Below are 13,936 nucleotides of genomic sequence, written 5' to 3'. Positions count from 1 at the left end.
TTTAGTTCTTCATTAGTTGCCTGAATTTCTTCCTTGGCAGTTTCTAATTCCTCATTTGTACTCTGCAATTCTTCATTGCTGGACAAGATTTCTTCATTAGCAACTTTTAGATCTTGGTTGCTATATTCCTGCTCTTGGATTACTGCGCGTAAATATTCCTGCGTCGCCGTGCGTTCCTGAGTTGCCGTGTTCAGTTCTTGTCTGAGTCGTGAATTTTCGTCTGCTATATCGCTTTGAGTAAGTGTCGAATCGATCTGTCGATCGTTACTAATCGGGATCATCGGGGCATCTTCAAATAAGACTAAAAAACGCCGCTCTGCTAAGGTAGAGATGTTAAACGGAATTACCTGAAGATTGAAGCTACTAGAACGGTCACTTTCTTCGAGCCGCAGTCCATTTTTAGTGACGGTTGAGTTACTTTGCTGCGCCTGATAAATCGCCGCCCGTAGTTCGACTAATAAACCCGATCTGACCAGATTAAATAAATTCAGATTAGCAACACCCGAAACTAATTTCAGATACCTGTCTATCTCACCGCGTAATTGCAAAATCTGCATTTTATCATCAACTACTACCCCCACAGGCGTATATCGATCGGCAATTAATCGATCGACCTTTTCTTGGAGGTCAAACCCTTGTGCCGCCGCCGGAACTGACTGACGATCTCCGCGCTCATTTACGACTTTAATCGTGGGATAACTGCTGGGGGTAAATGAAAATGTCGATTGAGTTGCCATAGGATTTTTCTGATAAATCCGCTGCTTTTTATCGACAACTGTAAATAGATCTCCAGATTTTCCCGTACTTTCTGACGTACCGAGCAACAGAAAACCAGTCTGATTTAGACTGTAATGAAAGATCGGCATAATTCGCCGTTGGAGAGCGTCGCCGAGATAAATTAACACATTCCGACAGCTAATTAAATCGACATTAGAAAACGGCGGATCGGTGCTGAGATCTTGACGGGCAAATACACATAATTCTCGCACCGCCTTACTAATATGATACCCCCCTTCAATTGGATAAAAGAACCGAAGACGACGTTCGGGCGAGACATCCACCATCTGATTTTCAGTATAAATTCCCGATCTGGCTTTCTCGATCGATAAATCACTAATATCCGTCGCAAAAATCTGAATTGGTCGCTGGATCACGCGCTCCGCTAGGAATTCTAATAGACAAATAGCGATCGAATAAACCTCCTCCCCCGTCGAACAACCCGCCACCCAAATCCGAATCGGCGACTCCGCCGATTTGTGCTGAGTAATTGTCTGAAAAACTTTAGTTTTCAACAATTCAAAAGCTTCAGGATCGCGAAAAAAGCTGGTAACGTGAATTAAAATCTCCTCATATAATGCCTTAACTTCTACCGAATGTACCTGTAAATATGCGGCATAATCTGCCAAATTTTTCAACTTACACAACAACATCCGTCGCTGAATCCGGCGATCGAGTGTCTTAGGTTTATAATGACTAAAATCAACGCCCGTACTCGATCTCAATAACGAAAAAATCGTCGCCAAAGCAGTCGGAGCAGCCAACAATCCATCCGTAACAATCATCGGCTGTGGACTTGTCCACATCGGATTGCCACTCAGCTCAACTAATTGCGCCGCAATTTGCTCCGGCGGTAACACAAAATCGACATTCCCCGTCGCCACCGCCGCATTCGGCATACTATCAAACTTTGCGGTATCCTCACACTGAGCAAACGTCACCCCACCCGCCGCCTTAATCGCCGTCAAACCCAACGAACCATCCCCATCACCACCAGACAACACCACCGCGATCGATTTATTACCCCGATCCGCCGCCAGCGAGACAAAGAAGGCATCTCCAGGCATGTATTTACCAAAAACCTTCTCACGGGGTGATAGTTGCAGCACACCGCCACCAGAGAGCACCATTTTAACGTTCGGCGGAATCACATACACCTGGTTCGGCTCCACCTCCAGCCCATGTTTGCCCTCACACACCCGCATCTTTGTCACTCTCGCCAGAATCTCTGTCAATAGACTCTGATGATCTGGTGACAAGTGCTGAATCAGCACAAAAGCCATCCCAGTATCGACAGGGAGATGTTCGAGTAGTTGGGTAAATGCTTCTAAACCACCAGCAGACGCAGCCACGCCGACAATCGGAAATTTAGCAGGGTTTAATTGTGGTGATGCGGGGGAAGATTCAGAAGTCATGGGATCGAGCTACGTTAAATCGTGATTTGGGGAATTGACGTTACTGAATTGATATTTTGGGGGGAATTGTTGAAAAGTTTGGATTTGGAATTGCCAACTGACAACCTCAACGATTTGAATGTTAAATGATTCAGTTAATCTGGCAGATCGAATCGAGACAATTTCCGATTTAGTTATGTTGAATCATCATCACCGAACAGGGTGCATGGTGCAGGACATAGTTACTGGTGCTACCCAGAAAAATCTCACTCAAGACCGATTTTTGATTCCGTCCCATCACAATTAAATCCGCTAGATTATTTGTGGCTAATTCACAGATAGTTCGACCTGGATCTCCCAGACTTTGATAAATATCGGCTTTAATATGTCGATCGTGAGCCTGTCTAGCGTAAGACTGGAGCCTTTCCATCCCATCTTGTTCGCGGGCTTGTAATTCTTGCTGATATTGTTGGATTGCTAGATCGTTCATAATGGGATAAGTACCCCCCATCAATGGACTACCCATCGCCTCAAACCCATTTGGCGATAGATTGAGAACATGTAAGATCCCGATTTCAGCACCAAATTTTTCTGCAAGTGTTAATCCCGTTGCTAATATTTTTTCCGACTCTGGAGCGTCACCCGTTGCGATTAGTATTTTTTGCAACATCAAATTCATTCTCCTCAATAATTTTGAGCTGGAGTCGATCGATGAAGATTGATGACGGTATTAAGTTATTAGTTACATTCTAGTTGAAATCGTCAGATCAACGCTCGATCGCCCAAATGTTGAGACAAATATAGACACTCAACGGCTCTCCCACCTAAATGAAGAAAAGAGCAAGGGTAAAAAGTTCAACTTACCAAGATCGATCGAGTCTTGAAAATGATATCAATTTAAAGAATTAAAGCGACAGATATGTACCCCGCCCAACCTCCCCTGATAAAGGGGCTACGGTGTATACACAAGTTATTTGAGTTGATGCGTAGTCTGTGTTACCCCACCCCAGCCCTCCCCTTGTAAAGGGGAGGGAGTAAAGCCCCTCCCCTTTACAAGGGGGGGTTGGGGGGGTAGAGCACCATCGAAAACGAAGTCTAGCCGACTTGTGTATACACAGTAGCCTTATAAAGGGGAGGAGCTAATCTGTCATTTACTCAATTTAATTTGATATGATGCAAAAGTATGATGCTAACCTAAAAAAAGGGGTGCGTGAACTACCCGCCTTCAACTGGAGTACCAGTATGAAGGGGGCTTCTCCCTTCGAGGGCAACAGCCGCCACAGCAGTAGACTTACGCCCATACTGTTTTGGTCTTACATTGCCTCCAGGAGCAGCAACGCTGGTTCCCAACGCCAATATCCGTAAGCCTTCATTTTTGATATTGATTGCCGCATTGATGTCTCGATCGTGTCGCTTCCCGCAGTGGGGACAATCAAATTCACGCACCGATAGATCCATCTTTGGCAACGACAGTAATGTATTAGAACACAAATGAGAAGATGGAAAAAATCGACCTACTTCTAGGTAGACTTTGCCCTCTGCTTCTGCTTTGTATTTAAGCATAGTGCAGAACATTCCCCATCCAGCATCACTTATGGACTTAGCCAAACAATGATTTTTTACCATGTTCTTTACTGCCAGATTCTCGACCACAATAACTTGGTTTTCGTTAACTATTTTACGGGATAGTTTGTGTCGGAAATCTTCACGTACTCTAGCTATTTTTGCATGGACTTTGGCTACAGCTAGTTTAGCCTCTGCTCATCTTCCGCGCGGCTAACGCTTTTGCGTCTCGTGAGCAGGTGGAATCGTCCGCTCACTCGTCTTTCATTCTCGCGTTCCAACCCGAAGCGGGTATGGACGTGGGGATTCCCGCCTGTCTAGCTAAAAAGACACCCAACCAGAATTAAAATTAGATCGATCTAGAAATTACGCATCGCTAGATGCAGATCCCGATAAGATATCGAGCTTAGAAATAATCGCATCAAGATTCGGATTAGATCCAGCGACCGAACGAGAGTTACTAGCCACAGAACTAATCCCGCCAGCAATCTGAATTTTGGCAATGAGATCGCGAGTATTGACATCTTTGCCAGAGAACAGATCGATTGTATTTGTGTCTTCAAGTGAAAAACTATAATTCTTCAATTTGCCGATACTAATCGAGTCTTCAAACAGATCGAAATCAGTAATTGTGGCGTAATCATTACTGCCATTACCGACATAGTAGGCACCATTTTTATTGCCGAGGATAAAATTATCTCGTCCACTGCCACCTGTGAGAGTATCGACTTCACCAACGCCTCGTGCAGTGCTATCGGAGCCAGAGATCGTATCGTTTTGATTACCACCAGTAATGGTATCGTTACCGCCACCTCCAGTTAATTTACCACTTAGATTAGCACCAACGATCGTATCATTACCCTTCGTACCAATAGCATTGACAAAATTGATAACTTCGTATTTATCGGCGATCGCAAATGAAGTGTCCCCCTGAGGAATATTCACAGTCAGAGAATTGGTAGCTAGATTTAGATTTACACTAGCTCCATCAATATCAGTCGTAGTATCTACCGTATTGTTTTTACTAGTCGCACCGATAATTTTTGGAAAGTTGACAATGGTATCCTTTCCAAAACTACCCTTGTCGATTGTTGCTTTTGCCGTGATGTTCCGAAAAATGGTATCTCCTGGAAAACGTGGTTCTGTAGTTACAATCTGGTAGTTGGTCGAAAACTTCACTGCACGACCGAGGTTACTATAGTCAACGATATTTTTACCTGAACCACCATTAAGAGTATCATTACCTTTAGAACCAATAATCAGATCGTCGCTAATTCCTGGTCCTCGCAAGCCGTCGATATTTGTGATAATATTGTCACGATCGTTCCCGACGATCCGACTACTCCCCGACTGAATTTGAACATTGTCAAAATTCTGGAACTTAACAATCCGAGAGTTATTAGAGCTATCGTAAGCTGTGAGTTGATTCTTTGATAAATCTAGCTCCATCCGGTTAGTTGTATTCGCAACAGATGGAAACTGATAGATAGTATTCGATTGAGTCGGATCGCCAACAACTTTCTCAACGCTGGTGAGCCTGCTGTTAATTAAGGCTCCTGGGTACGGCATCGCTCGTGGATTCGTTTGGTTAGTAACGAGATCGCCATCGGTTGACAAATAAATAGGTCCCAATGGTCCCAAACTATTTGGTGTTGTAACACTACTCAATGTTGTCCCCGTAAAATCAAGCGTATCATAGCCTGTACCGCCATCGATGGTATCAGTGCCCGTACTACCAATGATTCGGTCGTTTCCGCCTAGTGCTTTGACTAGATCATTACCACCTTGAAGTGTATTAAAATCTACGTTTTCAGTCCGTAGAACATCTGCGCCTTCGGTACCTGTGGGATTGACGATTCTTTCAATGCCGATTAGTTTATCGATCCCACCATCACTTTTTGTAACAACCTGACTACCGTCAGGCGCATTAGCAACGGTGACACCTAAGTTACCATAGTCAACTGTATCGAATCCATCACCACCATCAATGATATCGCTACCAGTGCTGCCAATAATTCGATCGAACAGCCCCAACCCTAAGATGGTGTCGTTTTCGGATGTACCAGTTAGTAAATCTGGACCTGGTGTACCTGTGATATTTGCCATGCTAACCTGCTAGTTTTGATAAACAACTTAGTCACCCAATTATTTTTTGATTCCGCTCTTGTAGTATAGCACACAGCCATTCTGTAAATATATTAGCAATAACTGAATCGAGATTAGCATGAGAATCAGCGATCGATATTTATGATTGGATTAGACTAAATTGAATAATCAATTGGAAAAGATTTAGCTTGTTTAGGCTTGACAAAGACCTGCTGCTGGGGTTCGAGCTGGAGACTGTCAAATTTTTCTCTGGTGAGATGTGCCATAATTACCTGTCCATCATCTAGAGCTAATTCTGCTTGAATTTCTGAGCCGAGATGAATTAAGCGATTTACTTTGGCAGAGACATTAGTAGTATTTGAGCTGGTTTCGATGGCGATATCTTCAGGGCGGAGAAACATTTGGGGGTTGGTAGCTTCTAACCCATGAGCGTGGAAGATATTGGAACTACTGGAGAGGATATTTACTCTGCTGATAAAACCCATCACAAAAGCATTGGCTGGATTATCGTAAATTTCCGCAGGAGTGCCGACTTGCTCGATTCTTCCTTTGTTCATGATGACGATTTTATCGGCGACTTCCATTGCTTCTGCTTGGTCGTGGGTGACAAAGACCGTGGTAACATGAGACCTGTCGTGGAGCCGACGCAACCAGCCACGTAAATCCTTTCTGACTCTAGCGTCTACGGCGGCAAAAGGTTCGTCGAGGAGTAGTACTTGTGGCTCGATCGCCAAAGCTCTGGCGAGGGCTACCCGTTGGCGTTGTCCGCCGGAAAGTTGGGCGGGATATCGATCGCCTAAACCAGCCAGTTGAATTAAGTCTAGGAGTTCTGCGACCTTTTTTTCGACCTGTGGGGGTGCTAATCCGCGAATCTCTAAACCAAAGGCAATATTTTGGCGAACGGTGAGATGTTTAAAGAGGGCATAATTTTGGAAGACAAAGCCGATATTTCGCTCTCTGACGCTCTGTTTGGTCGCATCTGTCCCTGCAAGCCAAATTCTGCCTCGATCGGGTGTTTCCAAGCCTGCGATCAGCCTGAGCAAGCTCGATTTACCAGATCCAGAAGGGCCAAGCAGTGCGATTAATGAACCAGGGCTGATTTCGAGATTGACGCAATCGACAGCTTGAAAGCTCTCAAAGCATTTGGAGATGTTTTCTAATGCGATGCCCACAATTTTTGCGCGACTCGATCTACTGGCAATCGATTGAATTATCGTATCTTAGCATCGGCGGCTGGTTGTCAGTTAGCAATTTTTGCTATACTAGTATGGAGAAACTATTATTATTGCGATTATGTCAGATCTCGATCGGGGCATCATGAAATTTAAAGGAGCTGATACTCCAGTAGCGATCGCAATCTCTTCAGCGATCGTGCTGGGTGGTATTCTCTTCCTGGTTATTTGGGCGATGCAAAACGCTTACGCGGTTTAACAGCTAATAGTAAGAATTATAGCAATTGCCAAGCTGGTTAGGACAGATTCCCGACCTCTGAAGTCGGGGATCTCGCAGTAATGGTAAAAATGCCCGCATCGATCCGCTAGCCGCAATTTGTGGGCGGTTAATGAGCGGAGCAGTTTTTGGTGCAATTTGATAATCTAATGCAAGTTCCTAGTTATAACCAAGGTTAAATATTTTGGTATTGGGTCTTGGGTATTAGCGATGGGATAAAACCTAAAACCTAATAGCTAAAACCTAACACCCATCTCACTAAAAACCCATAACTAGCAACTTGGGTTAATCTAATGCTCTGACTGTTAGCTGTTAAATGCCGATTCATCCTCTACCTATCGATGTAATCCACTTAATTGCGGCTGGGGAAGTTATTGACTCTCTGGGAGCTGTTGTCAGAGAATTATGTGAAAATGCGATCGATGCTGGAGCTTCTAGGATTACGGTTTCGCTGTTTCCCGATAAGTGGCGGATTCAGGTAGCTGATAATGGGATGGGAATCGGACTAGCAGATCTGCAGGTTGCGGCTACGGCTCATAGTACGAGTAAAATTGACGATCGAGACGATTTATTTCACATCACCAGTTTGGGATTTCGCGGTGAGGCTCTCCATAGTCTGGCTCAACTTGCCGATCTCGAAATTTATAGTCGTCCCCGCGATAGTTGTGATGGTTGGCACCTAGTATACAACCATCAGGGCGAAGTCTTGACTCAACAGGAAGTCGCGATCGCTCCTGGTACGATAATTAATGTCGAAAATCTGTTTGGTGAATGGGAAGCTAGGCGAGAAGGTTTACCAAATCTCAACCAGCAATTGCGTCAAGTTCAGACGGTGATTTATCATCTGGCTTTATGTTATCCCCATGTCAGTTGGACGATAGAACAACAAAGTCGTCCGTGGTTTCAGATCGTTGCAAGTAAAACCAGTCAACAAATTATCCCCCAACTATTGCCAAAAATCAGAGTAGGCGATCTTCAGTATGTAGAGCTGAATATTGTGGGGAGTAGGGGAGTAGGGGAGTGGGGGAGTGAGGGAGTGGGGGAGGAGTCCAAAATTCAGTTAACCTTAGGATTGCCCGATCGCTGTCACCGTCATCGATTAGATTGGGTGAAAGTTGCTGTGAATGGGCGAATTGTCAGAGCACCAGAATTGGAGCAAACGATCGTTAGTGGATTAGCCAGAACATTACCACGAGATCGATATCCTGTCTGTTTTCTCCATCTTCAAATTCCACCTCACTACATTGACTGGAATCGTCATCCAGCGAAAGTAGAGATTTACCTTCAACAGATAGAATATTGGCAGTCTGAAGTGTTGAAAGCGATCGACTCAGCCCTGAATCTCGATGTTGAAGTCAGCGGTGACGACACCACTCAAACCAGCCGAATTGGTAAACTACTAACAGTCGCCGAACAGCAGGGTGCCTATCATATTCCCAATAGATCGATCTCTACTAATGACGGGGATGGATTAGGATTACTCGAACTTCGTGCTGTTGGACAAGTGCTGAATACTTACATCGTCGCCGAACACACCGATGGACTGTGGTTGGTCGAACAACATATTGCTCACGAGCGGGTACTATACGAGCAAATAACCCTTGCTTGGCAACTTTTACCGCTAGAGCCGCCAATTATTCTTTCTCACCTGTCAGAGCGGCAGATCGAGCAGTTACAACAGATCGGATTAACGATCGAGCCATTTGGTGAAGGCTTATCGGCAATTCGGACGGCTCCAGCACCATTACTAATGCGAGAAGATCTAGCTGCGGCGATTATCGAACTCAGCTTGGGTGGAGATTTACAAGCCGCACAAGTCGCGGTTGCTTGTCGCTGTGCGATTCGGAATGGGACACCATTGAGTTTACCCGAAATGCAAAGTTTACTCGATCGCTGGCAACGCACCCGAAATCCCCGTACTTGTCCTCATGGTAGACCGATTTATCTCTCTTTTAAGGAAAGTAGTTTGGCTCGATCTTTCCGTCGTCATTGGGTGATTGGAAAGAGTCATGGGATTTAATTGATAATTGATAATTAACCCACATTCCGCACTTCAATTTTTACGACAAATGCTGGTCACGAAGACTCGAAAGGTTATTGATATTACTGATTATAAATTATAGTAACTTACCCAGCTTGGCAACGCAAAATTAGGCCTTTTTCATGCTACTTTCCCGAAGTGCGTAATGTGGATTTTATAATTGGTTCTCTAGTTGAATAGAGTTTTTTTTGATAAATCTCAGTTCGCGCTCTTTGCTGAACAATCTCCCAGATTTCATCCCAATTTTCTCTAACGATCGTCGCGATCCGATTCATGCTTGTTGGCGAAGATACTAGCTTGCGATTTGGTTTTAGTTTACCCATGAGCATTTTTAGTTTTATTGAGGTTGATAATCTCGACAATCGATCGCTTCTTCTGAGCAAGCAAGATGGGGATTGACAGTACATTTCAAATAGCAACTATTAGTAAAATATTTGCAATTATGGCAAGGGACTTGATGTAGTCGCTTGACATAGATAAATCCTGTTTTCCAGTTATGCGCCAACGTCAAACAAGCACTAATGATTGTGACCCAAGTCAGGATAAAGCAGATGATAACCATCGATTAATTGAACTCCGCACTAGCAAGTTGATGTAACACTAATCCTGGTTCTGACTTGCGCCAAAATTGTTGAATTTGGTAGCCAACTAATTCAGCATGAAAGTGGTGAAAAAAGTGTCCGCCTGTTGCAGAACACCAAATTGTATCTACTGATTTGAAGTAACTATTCCAACCATATAAGGCGGGAGAACTAATCACTGGATCGTCTTGACTCGCACAAATCATCAATGGCATTTCGACACCACCTTCGATGAGAATATCTAATCTAAATAGTGAGTGATTGGATGGAGACTCAACTAAATCTTGTCCTAATCGATCGACTAAATCATGAACATGACTAGGACAAGTATACGGAAATAAATTACTAGCAACTGATTTCAAAATGCAGTCCCGACTAAATGGTAAGGATTGCAATTGAGTATAATAGTATGAATGCCAATTAATCCCTGGCTGAACGGCAACACTTAGCAATGTCAATGATGCAACTTTGGCTGGATATAGGCGAGAATAACCTAATGCAATTACACCGCCGATTCCATGCCCGATGAGATGAACGGGACGATCGGATGTAGATAGATGTTCATCTAATAAATTAACTGCACCCTCGATCGAACTACTCTCATCTAATGTTTGATAGTATTCCCAAAATTCCAGTTCGACAACTTTCGACAAGTTATTGAGCAGACGGCGGTGAAAGTATTTTAGGCTAGGGCTAGCACTAACCCAGAGAAATTTATTCATATGAATTATGATATTAATATTTAAAAAAATGGTGGTAAATTCACCACCGATGTTCAACTGCTGAGTTTAGGAGATAATATTTATTATGCGAACTCTTTTTTGATTTGAGCTACCCAAGCTTTAACTCGTTCGTCAGTCAAATCTGATTGGTTATCTTCATCGATCGCTAAACCGACAAATTTACCATTTTTTACTGCTTTAGATTCGGTAAAATCATAGCCATCAGTTGACCAATACCCGATCGTTTTACCACCGCGCGCTGTGATTTTTGCTTCCAGCATTCCAACGGCATCCATGAAGTTGTCCGAGTAGCCTAACTGATCGCCAGTACCAAAATAAGCAACAGTTTTACCCTTGAAATCCATAGTGTCAAGTTCTGGGAAAAAGCCATCCCAATCACTTTGCAACTCGCCAATATCCCAAGTTGGTGAAGCGATGATTAATTTGGTATATCCATCAAAATCACTGACACTTACTTGAGACATATCATGTAAATCGATCTCACTAGCACCAAATTCATCCCGAATCATTTCGGCAATCCCTTCAGTTTTACCAGTCTGTGTACCAAAGAAAAGTCCAATTTTAGACATACTTTCAATTCCAATTAATAAATGCGTGAAAATTCAAACAACCTGTAGGGTGTGTTAGGCAAAGCCGTAACGCACCAACTTATTACGCGGCACCACTAACCATCCGAGCGCGATAAGCGTGCCAAAGATGTCCTACTAGAGCAGTAATAGCTAGAAAAAATTGACTTGTAGCTGGCCCAGTTCGATCGATCCCATAAAATTCGACTGGAAAAGCAGTAGTATTGAACCCAACAAAGGCACAGCTAACTAACGCCATAAAAGCTAAACCACCCAAGCTATAAGACAAAATTGCATCAGCTTCAATCCGCAGCATCTTCACCGCCCACTTCGTCGGCGTAACCAAAATATGCCATGCACCACCACCAAGTAAGATTGCACCAATCCATAAGTGTCCACCAATAATGTCTTCCAAACTATTGACACTAGCCATTCCCATCGGTGTCCAAACCCCATTGTTTAGTCCACCCAGGTAACTGAAAATTGTTACCGGATTCAACGTCGGTTCGCTAATTACTCGAACTTGATGAGTTGCCGAATCGTAAATTCCACCCCACCACATCGCCTTACCCGCTAGAGCTAGAGCACCAAAACCGAGGAAGATTAAATGATGTCCGAGAATAAAACCCAACTTTTTGGGGTCATTCCATTCATAATGAAACTTAGCAACTCGCCCTTGTCCATCTTTGAGATTAGCCGGAGCGCGGAAGACATGATACAGTCCTCCCGCACCTAGTACCGCCGAAGCAGCTAAATGCAGCATTCCGATGACAAAATAAGGATATGTATCAATCGCACCAGCCGCACCTATACCCCAGCCCAAAGTAGCTAGGTGGGAGAGGAGGATAAATCCTTGCTCTGCGAAGGGTACATCGGGCTGGAAGCGCAGGGCTTCGGAAATTGCGGTTGTGCCAGCCCAAAACATAATTAATCCGGCATGGGCGATATGTGCGCCGAGTAGTTGTCCTGAGAGGTTGACTAGTTGGGCATTCCCGACTAGCCATGCTAGTTTTGGGCGATCTTCGGCGATCGATCTTTGTAGAGATATTGTCATATTTTCTCACGTAAATAGCACTTCGTAGGGTGTGTTAGGCGAAGCCGTAACGCACCTTGGATTCATTTGTGTGGAAGCGGAGATCTTTACCCCACCCCAGCCCTCCCCTTATAACGGGGAGGGAGTCGGAAGCCCCCTGTCTTGTCGTTTTTTTATTCGGGGGGAACCCCCTAATAAAAACGCCGCTTTATAAGGGGGTTGGGGGGTAACTATTCAGCGGAAGATGCGACTGGTTCGTTGATGCCATTCAGAGCTTTTTCTACCCGACGGAAATCAAAGCCCATCGCCCGCAATGCGTGCCACAAGTGACCTTGGAGGAAGAAGAACGCTAAGAAGAAATGACCATTTGCTAACCATGCGCGGGCGGTATGACCGATCGGTAGTTTCACACTATCGGTAAAATAAGGAGATACTCCCAATTTCACGTCTAATACTGCACCGTAGAATTCGGGTGGATAAGCCAGAGTATTCACAGCGCAGAAGTATGCAGCCACAAACCCAGCTAATGCAATCCCACCCAGAGAATAGGAGAGAATCGCTTCACCAGACCAAATCAAGGCCTTTTTCGCCCAAGGTAATGGTTCTTTGACGATATGAAATACCCCGCCGAGAATTAGTAAAGCACCGACATAGATATGTCCGCCGACTAAATCCTCCAGACTATTTACCGTCGCAAAGTGAGTCTGATAACCGTAGATAATTGCAGGATCGAGAGTAGGCTCAGTAATCACTCGCACATCATGGATATTCGAGTCATACAAACCGCCCCACCACATCGCTTTAAGCGCGAGTAAAATCGCCCCCGCTCCGAGGAACAGTAAGTGATGTCCGAGAATCATCCCCAACTGCTTAGGATTGTCCCAAGTAAAGTGGAAATTCTGCGCCTTACCTTTTGCACTTGCTAAACTTTCAGGTGTTTTGAAAGTGTGGAATAAAGCACCCGCACCCAAAACCGCTGAAGAAATCAAATGCACCACACCGATGACGAACATTGGATAGGTATCGACAATTTCGCCACCTTTACCAACACCAAAACCGAGGGTAGCTAAGTGAGGTAATAGAATTAAACCCTGCTCGCCCATTGGGGTAGCAGCATTATAACGAGACAGTTCAAACAGTGTCATCGCCCCTGCAAAGAACATTGTCAGCGCAGCTTGTCCGACATGAGCAGAGATAAATAACCCCGATTTATCGGCAAAGCGAGCGTTACCCGCCCACCAGCCATACTGAACCTTTGGTTTATCGTAAGTTTGCATTGTTTAATTAACCTCAATCAATCGTTTAATTTGCTCATCAACCGCAGGCGGATGAATTTGTGATGGTAGATTCGGAAATCCAACATAGCTATGGGTATCGTAAATACGGGTATCGTAAATACGGACATCGCATGTACGGGTACCGTAGGGGCGGGTTTATGCTAGATATACTCGCAACCTCTCCACAACGAAAGAACAAACCCGCCCTAACCCACAAGCCAATAAATTGTCGTTAGGGGTTGCGAAATCACATACCTATGATTGTTACTGTCATAGATCTTTACCCCTCCCAACCTCCCCTTGGAAAGGGGAGAAGCAGACTCTAGATACCCAACTTAGAAAAATTGGGTCAACGTCCTTGGGACTTGCGATATCATCGAACTAGAATGTTTTAATTTGTGCTGAG

11 protein-coding genes and 1 pseudogene are annotated in these 13,936 nt (G+C 44.4%); 2 read left to right on the top strand and 10 right to left on the bottom strand.

Annotated features, from left to right (window positions below):
* The 5 genes and pseudogenes from RMO55_RS15040 to RMO55_RS15020 all read right to left on the bottom strand — a co-directional run.
* The coding region (locus RMO55_RS15040; protein ID WP_310427738.1) for a chemotaxis protein CheB at positions 1-2,192 on the bottom strand (2,192 nt) is incomplete at its 3' end.
* A gap of 169 nt (positions 2,193-2,361) precedes the next feature.
* Complete coding sequence (locus tag RMO55_RS15035; protein WP_310427736.1) at positions 2,362-2,841, bottom strand: universal stress protein; 480 nt, start codon at positions 2,839-2,841, stop codon at positions 2,362-2,364.
* 545 nt (positions 2,842-3,386) lie between these two features.
* Positions 3,387-3,929, bottom strand: a pseudogene (locus RMO55_RS15030) (RNA-guided endonuclease InsQ/TnpB family protein); the annotation flags it as partial.
* A gap of 171 nt (positions 3,930-4,100) precedes the next feature.
* Positions 4,101-5,840, bottom strand: coding sequence for a hypothetical protein (locus RMO55_RS15025; protein ID WP_310427735.1), 1,740 nt, complete (start codon positions 5,838-5,840; stop codon positions 4,101-4,103).
* 155 nt (positions 5,841-5,995) lie between these two features.
* Positions 5,996-7,012, bottom strand: a complete 1,017-nt coding sequence (locus tag RMO55_RS15020; RefSeq protein WP_310427733.1) for a TOBE-like domain-containing protein — start codon at positions 7,010-7,012, stop codon at positions 5,996-5,998.
* 121 nt (positions 7,013-7,133) lie between these two features.
* Between RMO55_RS15020 and RMO55_RS15015 the strand changes: the two genes are divergently transcribed.
* Both RMO55_RS15015 and mutL read left to right on the top strand, forming a co-directional pair.
* Positions 7,134-7,271 (top strand): hypothetical protein, encoded by a 138-nt coding sequence (locus RMO55_RS15015; protein ID WP_310427731.1) that lies wholly within the window; start codon positions 7,134-7,136, stop codon positions 7,269-7,271.
* Between the two features lie 334 nt (positions 7,272-7,605).
* Positions 7,606-9,309 (top strand): DNA mismatch repair endonuclease MutL, encoded by a 1,704-nt coding sequence (mutL, locus tag RMO55_RS15010; protein ID WP_310427730.1) that lies wholly within the window; start codon positions 7,606-7,608, stop codon positions 9,307-9,309.
* A gap of 358 nt (positions 9,310-9,667) precedes the next feature.
* Here mutL and RMO55_RS15005 read toward each other — a convergent pair whose 3' ends face one another.
* The 5 genes from RMO55_RS15005 to RMO55_RS14985 form a co-directional block, all read right to left on the bottom strand.
* Complete coding sequence (locus tag RMO55_RS15005; RefSeq protein ID WP_310427729.1) at positions 9,668-9,892, bottom strand: hypothetical protein; 225 nt, start codon at positions 9,890-9,892, stop codon at positions 9,668-9,670.
* Between the two features lie 3 nt (positions 9,893-9,895).
* Positions 9,896-10,633 carry an alpha/beta hydrolase gene (locus RMO55_RS15000; RefSeq protein ID WP_310427728.1) on the bottom strand — a complete coding sequence of 246 codons (738 nt, stop codon included), beginning with the start codon at positions 10,631-10,633 and terminating at the stop codon, positions 9,896-9,898.
* 83 nt (positions 10,634-10,716) lie between these two features.
* Positions 10,717-11,223: a flavodoxin FldA gene (gene fldA, locus RMO55_RS14995; RefSeq protein ID WP_310427727.1), complete on the bottom strand. Its 507-nt coding sequence runs from the start codon at positions 11,221-11,223 to the stop codon at positions 10,717-10,719.
* 82 nt (positions 11,224-11,305) lie between these two features.
* Positions 11,306-12,274, bottom strand: coding sequence for a chlorophyll a/b binding light-harvesting protein (locus RMO55_RS14990; RefSeq protein WP_310427724.1), 969 nt, complete (start codon positions 12,272-12,274; stop codon positions 11,306-11,308).
* 209 nt (positions 12,275-12,483) lie between these two features.
* Positions 12,484-13,530, bottom strand: coding sequence for a chlorophyll a/b binding light-harvesting protein (locus RMO55_RS14985; RefSeq protein WP_310427723.1), 1,047 nt, complete (start codon positions 13,528-13,530; stop codon positions 12,484-12,486).
* Positions 13,531-13,936 lie beyond the last annotated feature (406 nt).

The organism is Chamaesiphon sp. VAR_48_metabat_135_sub (assembly GCF_031418915.1).
Lineage (GTDB): Bacteria > Cyanobacteriota > Cyanobacteriia > Cyanobacteriales > Chamaesiphonaceae > Chamaesiphon.
This window is presented reverse-complemented; position numbering and strand designations above follow the sequence as displayed.